15 protein-coding genes are annotated in these 16,629 nt (G+C 73.5%); 9 read left to right on the forward strand and 6 right to left on the reverse strand.

Translation table 11 applies throughout. The features are described 5' to 3' along the window. Window positions 1-50: 50 nt before the first annotated feature. From IE217_RS16665 to IE217_RS16685, 5 genes are all read left to right on the forward strand, one after another. A complete protein-coding gene (locus IE217_RS16665; protein WP_190178658.1) occupies window positions 51-857 on the forward strand; it encodes a hypothetical protein in 807 nt (268 codons plus the stop codon). Continuing rightward, a complete protein-coding gene (locus IE217_RS16670; RefSeq protein WP_229865345.1) occupies window positions 854-2,197 on the forward strand; it encodes an ATP-binding protein in 1,344 nt (447 codons plus the stop codon). Before IE217_RS16665 ends, IE217_RS16670 begins: the two co-directional genes overlap by 4 nt. 157 nt (window positions 2,198-2,354) lie before the next feature. Beyond that, complete coding sequence (locus IE217_RS16675) at window positions 2,355-2,894, forward strand: SH3 domain-containing protein (protein ID WP_190178659.1); 540 nt, start codon at window positions 2,355-2,357, stop codon at window positions 2,892-2,894. A 43-nt stretch (window positions 2,895-2,937) separates the two neighbouring features. Next, window positions 2,938-4,299, forward strand: a complete 1,362-nt coding sequence (locus IE217_RS16680) for an FtsW/RodA/SpoVE family cell cycle protein (protein ID WP_190178660.1) — start codon at window positions 2,938-2,940, stop codon at window positions 4,297-4,299. Then, window positions 4,296-5,765, forward strand: a complete 1,470-nt coding sequence (locus IE217_RS16685) for a penicillin-binding transpeptidase domain-containing protein (RefSeq protein WP_190178661.1) — start codon at window positions 4,296-4,298, stop codon at window positions 5,763-5,765. The genes IE217_RS16680 and IE217_RS16685 overlap by 4 nt, the downstream gene beginning before the upstream one ends. A gap of 18 nt (window positions 5,766-5,783) precedes the next feature. On the opposite strand, the gene IE217_RS16690 is transcribed toward IE217_RS16685, so the two are convergent. After that, the gene (locus IE217_RS16690) at window positions 5,784-6,896 is read right to left on the reverse strand and encodes a ferritin-like domain-containing protein (protein ID WP_190178662.1); all 1,113 of its coding nucleotides are present in this window, start codon (window positions 6,894-6,896) and stop codon (window positions 5,784-5,786) included. Window positions 6,897-7,047: 151 nt separating this feature from the next. Between IE217_RS16690 and IE217_RS16695 the strand changes: the two genes are divergently transcribed. The 4 genes from IE217_RS16695 to IE217_RS16710 all read left to right on the forward strand — a co-directional run bounded on the left by IE217_RS16695 (window position 7,048) and on the right by IE217_RS16710 (window position 10,381). Beyond that, entirely contained in the window at window positions 7,048-7,986 is a 939-nt protein-coding gene (locus tag IE217_RS16695; protein WP_190178663.1) for an AurF N-oxygenase family protein, read from the forward strand. A gap of 177 nt (window positions 7,987-8,163) precedes the next feature. Next, on the forward strand, window positions 8,164-8,823 hold the full coding sequence (locus tag IE217_RS16700) for a TetR/AcrR family transcriptional regulator (protein WP_190178664.1): 660 nt from the start codon (window positions 8,164-8,166) through the stop codon (window positions 8,821-8,823). Between the two features lie 10 nt (window positions 8,824-8,833). After that, window positions 8,834-9,160, forward strand: a complete 327-nt coding sequence (locus tag IE217_RS16705; RefSeq protein WP_506004907.1) for a DUF8847 domain-containing protein — start codon at window positions 8,834-8,836, stop codon at window positions 9,158-9,160. A gap of 102 nt (window positions 9,161-9,262) precedes the next feature. Further along, window positions 9,263-10,381, forward strand: a complete 1,119-nt coding sequence (locus IE217_RS16710; RefSeq protein WP_190178666.1) for a C40 family peptidase — start codon at window positions 9,263-9,265, stop codon at window positions 10,379-10,381. Here IE217_RS16710 and IE217_RS16715 read toward each other — a convergent pair. The 5 genes from IE217_RS16715 to IE217_RS16735 are packed head-to-tail and all read right to left on the reverse strand — an operon-like array spanning window position 10,378 to window position 16,292. Continuing rightward, complete coding sequence (locus IE217_RS16715) at window positions 10,378-11,640, reverse strand: styrene monooxygenase/indole monooxygenase family protein (RefSeq protein ID WP_190178667.1); 1,263 nt, start codon at window positions 11,638-11,640, stop codon at window positions 10,378-10,380. The two genes, IE217_RS16710 and IE217_RS16715, sit on opposite strands and share 4 nt — an antisense overlap. Window positions 11,641-11,700: 60 nt before the next feature. After that, window positions 11,701-12,336, reverse strand: a complete 636-nt coding sequence (locus IE217_RS16720; protein WP_190178668.1) for a GTP-binding protein — start codon at window positions 12,334-12,336, stop codon at window positions 11,701-11,703. Then, window positions 12,317-12,754: a DUF742 domain-containing protein gene (locus tag IE217_RS16725; RefSeq protein ID WP_229865346.1), complete on the reverse strand. Its 438-nt coding sequence runs from the start codon at window positions 12,752-12,754 to the stop codon at window positions 12,317-12,319. The genes IE217_RS16720 and IE217_RS16725 overlap by 20 nt, the downstream gene beginning before the upstream one ends. Continuing rightward, the gene (locus IE217_RS16730; RefSeq protein WP_190178669.1) at window positions 12,751-13,254 is read right to left on the reverse strand and encodes a roadblock/LC7 domain-containing protein; all 504 of its coding nucleotides are present in this window, start codon (window positions 13,252-13,254) and stop codon (window positions 12,751-12,753) included. Before IE217_RS16730 ends, IE217_RS16725 begins: the two co-directional genes overlap by 4 nt. Beyond that, complete coding sequence (locus IE217_RS16735) at window positions 13,251-16,292, reverse strand: sensor histidine kinase (protein WP_190178670.1); 3,042 nt, start codon at window positions 16,290-16,292, stop codon at window positions 13,251-13,253. Before IE217_RS16735 ends, IE217_RS16730 begins: the two co-directional genes overlap by 4 nt. Window positions 16,293-16,629: the final 337 nt, after the last annotated feature.

The following is a 16,629-nucleotide window of genomic DNA, read 5'->3' on the forward strand; positions in this document are numbered from 1 at the left end:
CGGACGGCGGCGGTGAACAAAAAGGACTTCCGTACTAATAAGGTGTACCAGTGTCCCGCAGACCCTCCTCCACCGCCCTGACCACCGCCTTCGCCGCCCTCGTGCTGGTGACGGCGGCGGGCTGCGGCGACGCGGGCGGGCTGCGCGGCGCGGGTGCCACGCCGACCGCGATCAGCCCGGCCCGGCTGTGGCCCTCGCTGCGCCCGGCGGCCAGCCCCGCCTGGCCCTACGACGAGGTGCAGATCGAGACGGTCAAGGGCATAACCGCCCCCGGCGACGACATCCGCAAGGTCGATCCGGTGGCGGTCGTACGGGCGGAGATCGCCGCGCATCCGGACGACTACACGGTGGCCAAGGCGCCCTACCGCGAGACGGTCACGCGGCTCGCGGACTGCGGCCGGCACAAGAGCGCCGCCGAGCGGAGGCTGTGCCCGGTCATGCAGCCGTACTACCGCGACCTGACCGGGGACGGGCGCGAGGACATGACGCTCGGTTTCCGGCTGTACCCCACCAATCAGACGGCGGTGCGCGTCTACACCTTCGAGAAGCACCGGCTCGTGCAGGTGTTCGCCAACGACGACGCGGTGATCGGCGTCGAACTGGCCGGGCGGGCGGTGATCATCCGGTCCCCCGCCGGGATCGCCGGCTACGAGTACCGCACGACCTGGTCCTGGGACCCCGACCAGCGGGCGATGGTGTTCTCGCGCGACGAGTTCCTGCGCACCGGCACCCACAAGCCGACCCGCGCGCACACCCCGGCGCCCTCCGCCTCGCTCTCGCCGGTGCCCAGGCCCTCCCTCACCCCGGACGTGCCGTCCGAGTCCCCCGCCGACTCCCCCGCCGCGAGCACGCGATGAGAGCCGTGCTGCCCCGGTGGGCCGGGACGCTCGCGGCCAAGGCCGCCGCCTTCATCACGGTCATGTGCTGTGCGCTGGCCGCGCTGCTCGGCGTCCTCGTGCACGTCTCGGTGACCGACCAGACCGTGGGCCAGGCGCGCGCCCTGGCGCTGGCCCGGCTCAAGGACGCGACCAGCGCCTTCGAGTCCGGGGACACCATGCTGCCGGGCGCCGGGGTAGACCCGCCGGGGCTGCCGGGATCGCTGCGGCACCTGGCGGCGCGGGGGCAGCGCGGCACGGTGGTCGACCAGCACAACGGGCGGCCCACCATGTGGGCGGCCGGCCCCGCCGACCACGGGCGGGCGCTGGCCGTGGAGGTGGACTACTCGCAGCAGGCCCGCACCATCGCGGCCCTGGACCAGTCGATCCTGTGGTCCTCGGGACTGGCGATCGGCGTGACGCTGCTGATCGGCGCGTTCGCCGTGACCCGGGTGACGCGGCGGCTGCACGCCACCGCCCAGGTGGCCCGCCGGATCAGCACCGGTGACCTGGACGCGCGCGTGCACGACCCGCTGACCCGGGACCCCTCGCGCCCGCAGGACGAGGTGGCCGCGGTCGCCGCCGCGCTGGACTCGATGGCGGCCTCGCTCCAGGGCAAGCTGCTGGCCGAGCAGCGGTTCACCGCGGACGTCGCGCACGAGCTGCGCACCCCGCTGACGGGACTGCACGCGGCGGCCGAACTGCTCCCGCCGGGCCGGCCCACGGAGCTGGTGCGCGACCGGGTGGCCGCGCTGCGCACCCTCACCGAGGACCTGCTGGAGATCTCCCGGCTGGACAGCGGGCGGGAGCGGCCCGCGCTGGACGCCGAGCACCTGAGCACGGTGGCCGAGCGCGCGGTGCGGGCGGCGGGCGCCGCGGCCGGGACCGGCGCGGAGGTCAGGATCGTAGGGGACGTGTACGTCGAGACCGACCGGCGGCGGCTGGAGCGGGTGCTGGGCAATCTGGTGGCCAACGCGCACCGGCACGGGCGGCCGCCGGTGGTGCTGACGGTGGACGGCCCGGTCGTCACCGTGCGGGACCACGGCGACGGCTACCCGGACTACCTCGTGGCGCACGGCCCGCAGCGCTTCCGCACCGAGGGCGGGGCCACCGGTCACGGGCTCGGGCTGACGATCGCGCTGGGCCAGGCCGAGGTGCTCGGCGCCCGGCTGGAGTTCGCCAACGCTCCGGACGGCGGGGCGGTGGCGACCCTGACGCTGCCTCAGAGCCCGCCGGAACCGGAGGACGGGCCCGGGCAGGCGGGCGGTCCGGGCGTACGGGCGGCCACCGGCGGCGGCCCGGGCGACGGCGCCACCCGGTGACAGCCGCCCGCCCGGCCCGGCACGCAGGTGACGGTGGCTCAGGTGGCGCAGTGTGACGGGCGGCCGGGGTGCGACGCTCCTAATGTGGCGATTAGTCAGATCTGCCCGTGACCGTACGGCCGGCGGGCTTCGCCACCTCAGGTGGAGGTACCACCCCATGTCCCTGCACTCCCCCCTCACCCGGCTGGCCGTGGCGGCCGCCGCCGGCGCCCTGCTGACCGCCGCGGCCGTCGTGCCGGCCGTCGCCGACGACGGCCGCGGCGCCGCCCCGGACCCCGCCCCAGGCCACGCGGCCCCGGCCACCCCGGCCCCGGCCCCGGCGCCGGGCGGCACCGGCACCACCGCGGGCAAGAGCACCACCCCCGGCAAGACCGACGCCACCGGCAAGACCCACGCCGCCGGCACCACCGCGAGCGAGAGCACCGGCAAGACTGCCGTCCCCGCCGGCCAGGACGACCCCCGCTTCTACCGCGGCCGGGTCGTCGCGCGCGGCGGGCTCGCCCTGCACACCCGGCCGGACCGGGGCAGCCGGGTGCTCCGGATCGCACGGCCGGGCGAGATCGTGTGGATCTACTGCAAGACGCTGGGCGGGAACGTCCTCGGCAATCGCGTCTGGTACCTGCTGGCGGACGGCACCTGGACGTGGGGGTCGGCCCGCTTCATCCGGAACATCGGGCCCACGCCACGCTGGTGCTGACGTCCGAAGCGGACGCACCACCTGATTTGGGTAAGTTCCGGACATGACCAAGACCGGCACCACCGTGACAGCGGCGGCCCCGCCCGCGCCCGCCGCCCGCCTCCCCAGGCGCCGCGGCGTCGAACTCGCCCTCATCGTCCTCGCGGTCCTGCTGTCGGTGTACGGCTACTGCGCCGTCGGCCTGGCGAGGTACGGCACCGTCCCGCCCGGCGCCGCCGGTTACGGCGCCGGGCTCGGCGTGCTCGCCCTGCTCGCGCACGGCGCGGTGCGGCTGCGGGCGCCGTACGCCGACCCGCTGCTGCTGCCCATCGCGGTGCTGCTCAACGGGCTGGGGCTGGTGCTGATCTACCGGCTCGACCTGGAGACGCCGGGCGCGCGGGCCGCGCCGGTGCAGCTGGTGTGGTCCACCCTGGGCGTGGCGCTGTTCATCCTGGTGGTGCTGGTGCTGCGCGACCACCGCTGGCTCCAGCGCTACTCCTACGTCTGTGTCGTCGCCGCGCTGGCGCTGCTCACCCTGCCGATCCTGTTCCCGCCGGTGAACGGCGCCCGCATCTGGATCCGGCTCGGCGGGTTCTCCTTCCAGCCGGGCGAGTTCGCGAAGGTGCTGCTCGCGGTGTTCTTCGCGGCGTACCTGGCCGCGGGCCGCAGCGCGCTGGCGTACACCGGCCGCCGGGTGTGGTGCCTCCAGCTGCCCACCGGGCGGGTGCTGGGTCCGGTGGTGGCGATCTGGCTGCTGAGCGTGGGCGTGCTGGTGCTGGAGCGCGACCTCGGGACCTCGCTGCTGTTCTTCGGCCTGTTCGTCGTGCTGCTGTACGTGGCGACCGGGCGCACCGGCTGGATCGCGGTGGGACTGCTGCTCGCGGCGGCGGGCGCGGTGGCCGTGGGCTGGCTGGAGCCGCACGTGCACAGCCGGGTGGAGGAGTGGCTGCACCCGTTCGCGTCGATCGAGGAGGGGCGGGGCCCGGGCCAGGTGGCGCAGTCGCTGTTCTCGTTCGCGGCGGGCGGGGTGCTGGGCACGGGACTGGGCCTCGGGCACTCCATCCTCGTCGGCTTCGCCGTCAAGTCGGACTTCATCCTGGCCACGGCCGGTGAGGAGCTGGGGCTGGCCGGGCTGTCGGCGGTCTTCCTGCTCTACGCCCTGCTGGTCGAGCGCGGCTACCGGGCGGGCCTGGCGCTGCGCGACCCCTTCGGGCGGCTGCTCGCGGTGGGCCTGGCCTCGATCGTGGCCCTGCAGGTGTTCGTGATCGCGGGCGGGGTGACCGGGCTGATCCCGCTGACCGGCATGGCGATGCCGTTCCTCGCCCAGGGCGGCTCCTCCGTCGTGACCAACTGGGCGATCGTGGCGCTGCTGATCCGGGTGAGCCATGTGGCGCGCCGGCAGTACGACGGGAAGGTGGCGCCGTGAGCAGGTACATCCGGCACGCGGCCGCGTTCTGCGTCCTGCTGCTGGGCGCGCTGCTGGTCAACACCGCCTGGTTGCAGGTGCTCCAGGGTCCCTCCTACGGCGGCAACCCGGCCAACCGGCGTCCCACGATCGCGCGTTACGAGCAGCCGCGCGGCCAGATCCTGGTGGGCGGGCGGGCGGTGACCGGCTCCAGGGACACCGGTGAGCAGCTGCGCTACGAACGGACGTACACGGACGGGCCGTTGTACGCGCCGGTCACCGGCTTCGTCTCGCAGCGGTACGGGACGACGTTCCTGGAGCACGCCGAGGACCGGGTGCTCGCGGGCACCGATCCGATGCTGGCGGGCTTCCCGCTGTGGAACGACTTCACGCGGGCGCGCAATCCGGGCGGCAACGTGGTGACGACCCTCGACCCGGCCGCGCAGCGGGCCGCGTTTCAGGGTCTGGGCACGCGCAAGGGGGCGGTCGTGGCGATCGAGCCGACGACGGGCCGCATCCTGGCGATGGCGTCCACGCCGTCCTACGACCCGGGCGAACTGTCCGGCAACGGCCCCGCGGTGGCGGCGGCCTGGGCGCGGCTGAACGACGACCCGGAGAAGCCGATGCTGAACCGGGCGGTGCGGCAGACCTATCCGCCCGGTTCGACGTTCAAGGTGGTCACCGCGGCGGCGGCGCTGGACGCGGGCCTGGTCACGGACCTGGACGCGCCGACCGACTCGCCGGACCCCTACCGGCTGCCGGGGACGAGGACGAGCCTGGCGAACGAGGCCGAGGGGTGCGAGAACGCCTCGCTGCGGTACGCCTTCGAGTGGTCGTGCAACACGGTGTTCGCCAAGCTCGCCGTGGACGTGGGCGTGGACCGCATGCGGGAGGCGGCGCGCGGCTTCGGGTTCAACGACGAGGGGCTGCGGATCCCCTTCTCGGTCGCGCCGAGCACGTTCGACACGCATGTGGACCGGGCGCAGCTGGCGCTGTCCTCCATCGGGCAGTACAACACGCGGGCGACCCCGCTGCAGATGGCGATGGTGGCGGCGGCGGTCGCGAACGACGGGCAGGTGCGGGCGCCGTACCTGGTGGAGCGCACCACGCGCCGCGGCGGGGGCCTGGTGTCGGCGGCGGGCTCGCGGCCGCCGCGGCAGGTGATGCGCCCGCAGACGGCGGTGCGGCTGCGGGAGCTGATGTGCGACGTGGTCGCCGACGGCACCGGCCACAACGCCGCGATCCCGGGCGCCACGGTGGGCGGCAAGACCGGCACCGCCCAGCACGGGGTCGGCAACTCCGGTACGCCGTACGCCTGGTTCGTCTCGTGGGCGCAGGGCCGGGACGACATGGACGCGCGGGTCGCGGTCGCGGTGGTGGTGGAGGACGCCTCGGCACGGCGCGGCGACATCAGCGGCGGCGGTACGGCCGCGCCGATCGCCAAGGCGGTGATGCAGGCGGTGCTGCGCTCCCGGCCGGCGGGGTGAGGGCGGCGCCGGTGGGCGTCAACCGGCCACGTTCTGGCCCTCCTTGATCGCCTCCTCGACCTCCGCCACGCGCTCCTGCTCCTCGGCCGCGAAGCGTTCCGCGTCCAGCTTCTCGGCGATCTCCTCGTCCTGGGCCATGAGGAGGTCGAGGTTGGAGTCGCCCATCTCGAAGACGCCCATGTCGACGTAGGCCTGCTGGAGCCGTTTGCCCCACAGGCCGATGTCCTTGACGCACGGGACGATGCGGCTGAAGAGCAGCCGGCGGAACAGCTGGAGGAATTCGGAGCGCTCGCTCAGCTCCTCGGCCTCGGCCCTGGGGATGCCGAAGTTCTCCAGGACCTCCACCCCGCGCAGCCGGTCGCGCATGAGGTAGCAGCCCTCGATGACGAACTCCTCGCGCTCGCGCAGTTCGGCGTCGGTGAGCTGCTTGTAGTAGTCGCGCAGCGCCATGCGGCCGAAGGCGACGTGCCGGGCCTCGTCCTGCATGACGTAGGCGAGGATCTGCTTGGGCAGGGGCTTGTCGGTGGTGTCGCGGATCATGCCGAAGGCGGCGAGCGCGAGCCCCTCGATGAGGACCTGCATGCCGAGGTAGGGCATGTCCCAGCGGCTGTCGCGCAGGGTGTCGCCGAGGAGGGACTGGAGGTTGTCGTTGATCGGGTAGACCAGCTGGATCTTCTCGTGCAGGAAGCGGCCGTAGATCTCGGCGTGCCGGGCCTCGTCCATGGTCTGGGTGGCCGAGTAGAACTTGGCGTCGAGGTCGGGGACGGACTCCACGATCCGGGCGGCGCAGATCATGGCGCCCTGCTCGCCGTGGAGGAACTGGCTGAACTGCCAGGAGGCGAAGTGCTGGCGCAGCTCGCCCTTGTCGCGCTCGGTCATCCGGTCCCAGTGGCGCGTCCCGTAGAGGGTCATCGCCTCCTCGGGGGTGCCGAGCGGGTCGTACGGGTCGACTTCCAGGTCCCAGTCGATCCGCTTCTGCCCGTCCCACTGCTTGTCCTTGCCCTTCTGGTACAGGGCGAGCAGTCGGTCGCGTCCCTCGTCGTACTCCCAGCTGAAGCGCGCGGCGCCGGAGGCGGGGACCTGCCAGTGGGGGTCGCCGGGGTCGTTGGCGTACAGGTCGTAGGTCGGCATACCGGCAGGCTCACACGTAGACGCCGAGTCAACAAGTCATGTGCAAGGGATTGACGAGCTTGCTGACAGGCAGTCTCATAAGACTCGGAAGAACTGACCCGCGGGTAACCAGCGATCCCAGCCGCACCCCCGTACGACGAGGTGGACAGCCATGACGACCGTGACGGAAGCCGACGCGCTCGCCGGACTGCGCGACGCACTCGGCCTGCTCAAGGACCGGGAGCAGGTGGCGGAGCGGCTGCTCGACTCTTCCGCCAAGCACTCCTTCGACCCGGACAAGGAGCTGGACTGGGACGCGCCCTTCGAGGAGGGCAAGTGGTTCTGGCCGCCGGAGCTGGTGTCGCTGTACGACACGCCGATGTGGAAGCGGATGAGCGAGGAGCAGCGGATCCTGCTCTCCCAGCACGAGGCGGCCGCGCTCGCCTCGCTCGGCATCTGGTTCGAGCTGATCCTCATGCAGCTGCTCGTGCGGCACATCTACGACAAGGCGGCGACGAGCGCGCACGTGCGGTACGCGCTGACCGAGATCGAGGACGAGTGCCGCCACTCGAAGATGTTCGCCCGCGTGATCCAGCGCGGCGGCACCCCCTGGTACCCGGTCAGCCGGGCGCACCAGAACCTCGGCCGGCTCTTCAAGACCATCTCCACCACGCCCGGCTCCTTCACGGCGACGCTGCTGGGCGAGGAGGTCCTGGACTGGATGCAGCGTCTGACGTTCCCCGACGAGCGGGTGCAGACGCTGATCCGGGGCGTCACGCGCATCCACGTGGTGGAGGAGGCGCGGCACGTGCGGTACGCCCGCGAGGAGCTGCGCCGGCAGATGATGACCGCGCCGAAGTGGTCGCAGGAGTTCACCCGGGTGACCTCCGGCGAGTTCGCCCGGGTGTTCTCGGTGGCCTTCGTCAACCCCGAGGTCTACACGAACGTCGGCCTGGACAGGCGCGAGGCCATGGCGCAGGTGAAGGCCAGCGGGCACCGGCGCGAGGTCATGCAGACGGGCGCCAGGCGGCTGACGGACTTCCTGGACGACATCGGCGTGCTGCGCGGAGTGGGCCGCCGCCTGTGGAAGTCCTCCGGGCTGCTGGCCTGACCCCTGCCCGAAGCAGGCCGGCGGCTCCCCGCTGCCCGAGCCGCCGGCCTTCGCCGCCCGGGCCGCGGGCGGGCGGCCTCGGGGGCGCTCGCGTGGATGACGCTCCCGGTGGGTGACGCTCGCGGTGGGTGGCGCTCGCGTGGGTGGCGCCGCCGGGAGGCGATTACGCTGCCGGGCATGAGTGCTGCCGCGTCCACGCCCGCCTACCGCCGCCTCAGCGTCGAGGAGCGGCGGGCGCAGTTGCTCGACGCGGCGCTGTCGCTCTTCGCGCACCGCGCGCCCGAGGAGGTCTCGCTGGACGACGTGGCGGAGGCGGCCGGGGTCTCGCGGCCACTGGTGTACCGGTACTTCCCCGGCGGCAAGCAGCAGCTGTACGAGGCCGCGCTGCGCTCCGCCGCCGAGGAGCTGCGGCACTGCTTCGACGAGCCGCACGTCGGACCCCTCCTCCCCCGCCTCGCCCGCGCCGTGGACCGCTATCTGGCCTTCGTCGACGAGCACGACGCCGGGTTCTCCGCGCTGCTCCAGGGCGGCAGCGTCGTGGAGACCTCGCGCACGACCGCCATCGTGGACGGCGTGCGCCGGGCCGCCGCCGAGCACATCCTCAGCCACCTGGGCGTCAAGGACCCCGGGCCCCGGCTGCGGATGACCGTACGGGTGTGGATCACGGCCGTGGAGGCGGCCTCCCTCATCTGGCTCGACGAGGACAAGCAGCCGCCGGTGGCGGAGCTGCGGGACTGGCTGGTCGAGCAGTTCATGGCGGTGATGGCCGTGACCGCCGTCCGGGACCCGCAGACCGCCGCGCTCGTGGAGCGGGTGCTGTCCGCGCAGGATGGCTGACACTGGTGCCGTGAAGAGCCAAGACACCCCCTTCGAGGGCGGCCCCATGGACGGCAGGGTGCTGCCCGTGCTGCTGGGACCCACCGGGCACCCGCCCAAGACGTACCGCATCCCCGTGCCGGACTCGGCCGGCGGCCCGCCGACCGTGCTGGTCTACCGCAGGGTGCCGCGCGGGCAGAGCAAGCGGCTCGGGGTGCCGCTGGGGTGGAAGTACGAGTTCGATCCGGAGGGCGCCAGGAGCGGGCGGCTCAGGTGGCCGTGGTCCAAGCCCGGGCCCCGGAGCGCGCCGGAGGCCCAGGAAGGGCCCGAGGGCAAGCCGGGTGACACCGGCGGGTGAGCGCGTTGGGCCAGGCGGCCCACAACGGGCACACAAGTCGGTTCATACGTCCAATCCTCACGGTGTGGAGCGGAAGGGCCGCCCCGCACCGGAGGTGATGGCGTGTCAGGAAGGATGCTGCGTCTGGTGTGCACGGCCGCGGTGGCGGCGCAGGCCGCCCTGGCCCCGGTGGGAGCCGTGGCCGTGCCCGGACCGACGGGGCCCGGACAGCGTTCGGTGGCCGACCTGCTGACGGACCTTCAGAAGCTGTACCGGCAGACCGAGGAGGCCACCGAGACCTACGACACCGCCGCCGAGCAGATGGCACGGCAGCGCTCCGAGGTCGCCCGCCTCGACGCCGGCCTCGCCCGCGCCCGGCTCGCCCTGCACGACAGCCGGGGGGACGCCGGACGGCTGGCCCGCGAGCAGTACCAGGGCAGTTCCGGCGCCCTCTCCCCGTACGTACGGCTGCTGCTGGCCCGTGATCCGCAGCGCGCGCTCGACGAGGGGCACGTGATCGGGCGGCTGGCGCGGGAGCGGGCCTCGACGGTGGGGCGGCTGGCCGGCAGCGAGAAGCGGGCGGCCGACCTCGCCCGCGAGGCCCGCAAGGCGCTCGACACCCAACTCGCCCTCGCCCAGCGGCAGCAGCGCGCCCGCGACGACGTCCGGTCACGGCTGCACGAGGTCGAGCGGCTGCTCGCCTCGCTGACCCCCGAACAGCTGTCCGCCCTCGCCGCGTTCGAGCGCGACGGCACCGCCGAGGCGCAGCGAAAGCTCCTGGCCTCCGGGGCGCTGGGCGACGACCGGCCGCCCACCGAGAAGGGCGAGGAGGCGGTCGGCTACGCCGTGCGGCAGGTCGGCAAGCCGTACCAGTGGGGCGCGGCCGGGCCGAAGGCGTACGACTGCTCGGGGCTGACCTCGCAGGCCTGGCAGCACGCGGGGACGCCCATCCCGCGCACCAGCCAGCAGCAGTGGGCCCGGCTGAAGCGGATCCCGCTGAACGAGCTGCGGCCGGGCGACCTGGTGGTCTACTTCCCCAAGGCCACCCATGTCGCCCTCTACCTGGGCGACGGCATGGTGGTGCAGGCGCCGAGACCCGGCGCGCAGGTCAAGGTGTCACCCGTCGCCGTCGCGCCGGTGCTGGGCGCCGTACGGCCCGACCCGGGCGGGAAGCCCCTGGCGCGCTACACGCCGCCGAAGCTTCCCGCGGGCGCCCCGCACGGGCCGGACGCCGCGCTCTAGACGGCCGGGGCTCCGGTGACCGAGGCCAGGTAGGCGGCTGTCTTCTCCGGCTCGTAGAAGAAGTTCTCGAAGTCGGACGGGTCGTTGAACGCGTTGGCGAAGCGGTCGGCGACCGGCTGGAGCTGACCGGCCGCACCGATCAGGTTCAGGACGTGCTCGGGCGGCGGGGCGAGCATGGCGTTCGTCCACTTGGTGACGTGCTGGGCGGTGTTCCAGTACCGGTCGAACGTCTGCTGCATCCACTCCTCGTCGAACGGCTTGTCGCCGTGCTCGAGGATCGAGGCGAGGTAGGCGGCCGCGCACTTGGAGGCCGAGTTGGAGCCCTGCCCGGTGATCGGGTCGTTGGCGACGACGACGTCCGCGACGCCGAGGACCAGGCCGCCGCCGGGCAGCCGGCCGACCGGCTTGCGCACGGTCGGGGCGTAGCGCCCGGCCAGCGTGCCGCCGGCGTCCGTGAGCTCGACCTTCGTGGCGCGCGCGTACTCCCAGGGCAGGAACTTCTCCAGGAGCTCCAGGGTCAGGCGCAGGTGCTCGCCCGGGTCCTTGACGCCGTTGAAGACGTCCAGCGGGCCGCCGGGGACGCCCTCCCAGAAGAGGATGTCGGCGCGGCCGGAGAGGGTGTACGTCGGCATGACGAACAGCTCGCCGACGCCGGGGACCAGGTTGCAGCGGACCGCGTCGAAGTCGGGGTGCTCCGGGCGCGGGCCGAGCCCGTGCACGTAGGCGACCGCCAGCGCGCGCTGGGGCTCGCTGTACGGGGAGCGGGAGGCGTCCCGCTCGAACATCGACACCAGCTCGCCCTTGCCCGCGGAGACCAGCACCAGGTCGTAGGCGCGGGAGAAGTAGTCGAGGTCGCCGACGGCGGCGCCGTGGATGACCAGTTGGCCGCCGCGCTGGGCGAAGGCCTCCATCCAGCCGGCCATCTTCACCCGCTGGTCCACCGACTGCGCGTACCCGTCGAGGCGGCCCACCCAGTCGATCGCGCGCTGCGAGGGGCCCGGGTCGAAGGAGCCGGGGGCGGCGACGGAGACGCCGAGGCCCTCGATGCGCGGGGCCTGCGACTCCCAGAAGTTCAGCTTCAGGTCGCGCTCGTGCTGGAGCGCGGTGTGGAACATGCACTGCGTCGACATGACCCGGCCGGAGCGGATCTCGTCCGCGGTCCGGTTGGACATCAGGGTGACCTCGTACCCGTGCGACTGAAGGCCGAGGGCGAGCTGGAGGCCGGACTGGCCGGCCCCCACGACGAGTATCTTGCGCATGCGGGTGGTGCCTCCTAGGACTTCTGGACGGCGGGAGGAGTGCTACGGGCGGTCACCCGTTCACTCGGGGGTTTCCTCCAGGGCGTGGGCCACGAGGGCCAGCAGGGTCTCGATCGCCGAGATCCGGCGCCGCGCGTCCATGATCATGACAGGTATGTGCGGGGGGATCGTCAGCGCCTCCCGCACGTCCTCCGGCTCGAACAGCTCGGTGCCGTCGAAGTGGTTGACGGCGACGACGTACGGCAGCCCGCAGCTCTCGAAGTAGTCCAGCACCGGGAAGCAGTCCTTCAGCCGGCGGGTGTCGGCCAGCACGACCGCGCCGATCGCGCCGCGCACCAGGTCGTCCCACATGAACCAGAACCGCTGCTGCCCCGGCGTGCCGAACAGGTAGAGCACCAGGTCGTCGTCGAGCGTGATGCGGCCGAAGTCCATGGCCACCGTGGTGGTCAGCTTGCCCGGCGTGGCGGTGAGGTCGTCGGTCTCCTCGCTCGCCTCGGTCATCAGCGCCTCGGTCTGCAGCGGCGTGATCTCCGAGACGGCGGTGACCAGCGTGGTCTTGCCGACGCCGAAGCCGCCGGCCACCACTATCTTCGTGGCGATCGGGGCGCGGGTGCGGTCCGTCTGCCAGGACTTCAGGTCCTCGTCGGCCTCGACGAGGGGGGCGACGCCGGCGGCGTCAGAGACGGCGGAGTCCACTCAGCACCCTTTCCAGCAGAGCGCGGTCCGGACGGCCGGTGCCGTGACCGGTCCCGGTTCCGTACACACGGATCTTTCCCTGGTCCGCGAGGTCGCTCAGGAGCACGCGGACCACACCGAGCGGCATCTTCAGCAGCGCGGCGATCTCGGCCACCGTGCGCATACGGCGGCACAGTTCGACGATGGCCCGCATCTCCGGCATGACCCGGGTGGTGAGCGAGCCGTTCGTCAGTTCCCTGCGCTCCTCGGGCGCCTCCAGCGCGGCCACGAACGTCTCCACCAGCAGGACGTGGCCGAAGCGGGTACGGCCGCCGGTGAGCGAGTAGGGGCGAACGCGGGCGGGCTTGCGGTCCCCGCCGCGCACCGGGAGCCGGCGTTCGTACGCGGCGTCGGCCGGGCCGCTCATGGGACTGCTCATCGGTGACTCCCCGCCGGATCGGACTCCAGGGACTTCCTCAGCTCGCTGCGCAGTTCGGGCGTCAGCACGTGCCCGGCGCGGCCCACGAAGAGCGCCATGTGGTACGCCACCACGCTCATGTCGCAGTCGGCGGAGCCGTGCACGCCGAGCAGCGAGCCGTCGCTGATCGACATCACGAACACACTGCCCTCGTCCATGGCGACCATCGTGTGCTTGACGGCCCCCGAGTCCATCAGCTTGGCCGCGCCGATGGTGAGGCTGCCGATGCCGGAGACGATGGTGGCCAGGTCGGCCGAGGAGCCGCGCGGGCCCGTGCGGGCCACCGCGCCCTTCTCTCGGGCCTCGGAGTTGCGGCCGGGGTCGGAGGAGAGCAGCAGCAAACCGTCGGAGGAGACCACGGCCACCGATTCGATGCCGGGTACCTCCTCGACGAGGTTGGTCAGCAGCCAGTGCAGGTTGCGGGCCTCACTGCTCAGTCCGAAGGTACTGGGCGCGGTCAACTGCTTGCCTCCTCGACTGTGCCCCCCGTGGCTTCTTCGGCGTGTTGGCGGCCGTGGCCGGGTGCGGGGACGGCCGGCCGGTCGTTGCCGGCCGTCTGTTCCGCGATCTCCGTCGCCACGGCGCGCTGGCCGGCCTGGGCGCCCTGACGGAAGCCTCCCAGCCGGCGGCGGAGTGCCTCGGCGTCCACGGAGCCGGTGCGCCGGCGGGGGGCCGGGGTGGGTGCGGTGATCTTGGGAGTGCGTTTGGGCAGGCCCTTGGCGGTGACGGGCTCGTCGTCCGCCTCGTCCTGGGCACGGTGGTGCTCCGCCTCGGCTGCCGCGTCCTTCGCGGTTCCTGTCGCGGTTTCCCTCACGGGCTCTGCCTCGGGCTCCGCTTCGGGCGCGTGGGTGCGGCTCGGCGGGGGGCCCTGCGGGAAGGGTGCGTCGTCGACCCGCGGGGCGTGGACGCGGAAGGGCTCCTCCGGATGACCGGAGGGGGCCTCGGCCTGCGGCTGGGGCTGGGCCATGGCCTGCGGCCGGCGCTGAGGCTCGGCCTGCGGCCGCGGCTGCGGCTGGATGGGGAGCAGGAGCTCCATGGTGGTCTCGGCCGGGGACTCCGCCGGGAGGTCCGCGGTCGCCGGCGAGCCGGTGGTGGACGTGGTCTCGCCGGCGGAAGCCGCCTCGCCGGTGGGGGCGGGCGCGTCGGTGCGGGTGGGCGCGTCGGACGGGTGCGTGTCCGGCGTTTCCCGCTCGGCCGGTGACTTGGCCTCCGCCTGGCGGGTGGCGTGCTCGGCCAGGGCGACCAGGGGGTCGGCCGACTCCGAACGGCCGTGCAGGACGTTGGAGTTGACCTCGGCGTTGGCGCCGGGCAGGGAGTACGTGCGGGGGCCGCCGTGGGCCTGGCCGGAAGCGGGGACGCCCTCGGCGGGCGCCGCCGCGAGCAGGGTGCGGGGGACGACCACGACCGCCGCCGTGCCGCCCTGCTTCTGCTCGCGCAGCCTGACCCGCACCCCATGCCGGTGCGCGAGCCGCGCGACCACGTACAGGCCGAGACCCAGGCCGTCCTCGCCCTCCTGGTCGTAAGGGGAGTCGGGGTCGAATTCGGCGAGGCGGCCGTTGAGGCGGGCCATGCGCTCGCCGGCCATGCCTATGCCCTCGTCCTGGACGGAGAGCATGATCTCGCCGTTCTCCAGCAGCCACCCGGAGACCTCCACCGGCTGGTCGGGCGGGGAGAACGACGTGGCGTTCTCCATCAGCTCGGCGAGCAGGTGGGAGAGGTCGTCCGCGGCGAAGCCGGCCACGTGCGCGTGCGGGGGCAGCGCGGCGATGCGGACGCGCTCGTAGCGCTCGATCTCGCTGACCGCGGCGCGCACCACGTCGACGAGCGGGACGGGCCCCGCGTGCTGCTGCACGTGCTCGGTGCCGGCCAGCACGAGGAGGTTCTCGCTGTGGCGGCGCATCACGGTGGCGAAGTGGTCGAGCCGGAAGAGCGTGGCGAGGCGGTCGGGGTCCTGCTCGCGCTCCTCCAGGCCCTCGATGACGGCGAGCTGCCGCTCGACCAGGCCGAGGGTGCGCAGCGCCAGGTTGACGAAGGTGCCACCGATGCTGCCGCGCAGCCGGTCCAGCTGGGCCGCGGAGGCGGCGAGTTCGGCGCGCAGCTCCTCGCGGGCGTCGGCCATCTTCTGGCGCTGGCCGACCAGGTGCTTGCGGTCGGACTCCAGGGTGGCGACCCGCTCGGCGAGGGCGGCGGCCCGGGCGTGCAGTTCGTTGACGGAGCGGACGACCTGCGCGAACTCGTCGTTGCGGCCGGTGAAGGCGATCGGGTCCGCGGTGGTGACGTCCTCGGCGCCCGCCAGCCGGGCGGAGCCCAGGCGCAGTACGGCGAGGGGGCGGGTCAGGGTGCGGGCCAGAGCGGTGGCCACGGCGATGGTCAGCAGCAGGAGGGCGCCGAGCAGGGCGATGCGCAGCTCCAGGGCGGTGACATCGTCGTCACGGAGCTTGGCGAGGTCCTTGGTGCGGTGGTCGTAGAGGGAGGACTCCACGCCGCGCATCAGGTCGATACGGGCGGTGAGGGCCGCCTCCGCCTTCGTGGTGCTGGTGTTGAGCTCGGAGTCGGACAGGGTGGGCCGGTCGGTGAGCTTGGTCAGGTAGGACTCGCCGGAGTCGGCCTCGGGGCCGGTGACGGTGGAGTCGTAGGACTCGCGGGCCGCGTCGGGCGCGGTGTCGCGGAAGCCGGCGAGGGCCGCGTCGGAGCGCACCCGGGCCTGCTGGGCGGCGGCGCTGAGGGCGTCGCGCTGCTTGGCCGCGGCGGCCGAGGAGGTGCTGGTCGTGGTGGGCAGGCCGGTGACGGGGCTGATCACGGTCTGCGTGGAGTGGGGCACGCTGAGGGCCGCGAGCAGCAGTCCGCGGGCGGCGGCTGCCTGCTGGACGGCCGTGTCGAGCTCGGCCAGGGAGTGGGCGCCGGACCCGGCCCGCGGGGGCATGCTGTCGGCGAGCTGTTCGGCCAGCTTGTGCAGTTCGGCGATGGCGGCGGAGTACGCCTGGTGGGCCTGGAGCGCGGTGCTCTGCCCGGTGAGCGCGGCGCGGCGCACGGCGGCGATGCCGTCGAGGTCGGTGCGCAGCCAGGCGGGCGTGTCGGGGTCGGCGCGCAGGTCGTCGACCTGGCGGTCCACGCGGGTGCTGCGCTGCTCGGAGGGCGCCTTGGACTTGGGGCGGCCGGCGGCGACGTAGGAGGTGACCTCGTCGCGTTCGTCGGCCAGGGAGTGGGCGAGGGCGAGCGCGTCCTGGGTCCGGCCGGCGAGCGTCACCAGGTCCTGGGAGTCGCTCAGCTGCCCGGAGGCGGCGACCAGGGAGGGTGCCCCGGCGCCGGCCACGGCGGCGGCCACCACGGCCACGGCGGCGATCAGGCGGTTGCGTACGTGGGTCGGCCGGCCCTTGCCGACAGGGGTGGCGGGGGCGCCGGGAGCCGTGCCGGGCACGGGCCCGGGCCCGGGGATCCCCGCCGGAGCCGTCTGCCTGTCTGGGCGCCGAGGCCGCGTCTTCTGCACCGGTGCTCGCATTCCTGACTCGTGTACTCGTGGGTCCGGGTGACGTTCCGTCAGTTCTGGACGACGGGTGCGTACACCCTCCCCGTGCTGCCGGATTCGCCGGAGCAGGGGGCCTGCATCGGTTTCCGACCCTCCCAGTGCCGGTGGGCGGTGGTCCCGCATCGTCCGACCGGCCACCCGAAGGAGTGAACATCGGAGGGGAGTTGGCGGGCAAGTCCCGACGGCACGTGCGACGGCCCGGCGCGGCGGGCCGGTTGGACGTGCGCCGCAGGCTTTGGCAGGATTCGCCGCCACGGGTCGGCCGAGCCCGCCATTCCGGGCCAAAACAGGCGTCTGACCTGCGTCGCCG

It is taken from the genome of Streptomyces naganishii JCM 4654 (genome assembly GCF_014650575.1).
GTDB classification, from domain to species: domain Bacteria; phylum Actinomycetota; class Actinomycetes; order Streptomycetales; family Streptomycetaceae; genus Streptomyces; species Streptomyces naganishii.

What these genes read in the sequence shown, in the direction of transcription:
- IE217_RS16670 (WP_229865345.1), top strand. Translation starts at nt 854, where the DNA reads ATGAGAGCCGTGCTGCCCCGGTGGGCCGGGACGCTCGCGGCCAAGGCC.
- IE217_RS16675 (WP_190178659.1), top strand. Translation starts at nt 2,355, where the DNA reads ATGTCCCTGCACTCCCCCCTCACCCGGCTGGCCGTGGCGGCCGCCGCC.
- IE217_RS16680 (WP_190178660.1), top strand. Translation starts at nt 2,938, where the DNA reads ATGACCAAGACCGGCACCACCGTGACAGCGGCGGCCCCGCCCGCGCCC.
- IE217_RS16690 (WP_190178662.1), bottom strand. Translation starts at nt 6,896, where the DNA reads ATGCCGACCTACGACCTGTACGCCAACGACCCCGGCGACCCCCACTGG.
- IE217_RS16695 (WP_190178663.1), top strand. Translation starts at nt 7,048, where the DNA reads ATGACGACCGTGACGGAAGCCGACGCGCTCGCCGGACTGCGCGACGCA.
- IE217_RS16700 (WP_190178664.1), top strand. Translation starts at nt 8,164, where the DNA reads ATGAGTGCTGCCGCGTCCACGCCCGCCTACCGCCGCCTCAGCGTCGAG.
- IE217_RS16715 (WP_190178667.1), bottom strand. Translation starts at nt 11,640, where the DNA reads ATGCGCAAGATACTCGTCGTGGGGGCCGGCCAGTCCGGCCTCCAGCTC.
- IE217_RS16725 (WP_229865346.1), bottom strand. Translation starts at nt 12,754, where the DNA reads ATGAGCAGTCCCATGAGCGGCCCGGCCGACGCCGCGTACGAACGCCGG.
- IE217_RS16735 (WP_190178670.1), bottom strand. Translation starts at nt 16,292, where the DNA reads ATGCGAGCACCGGTGCAGAAGACGCGGCCTCGGCGCCCAGACAGGCAG.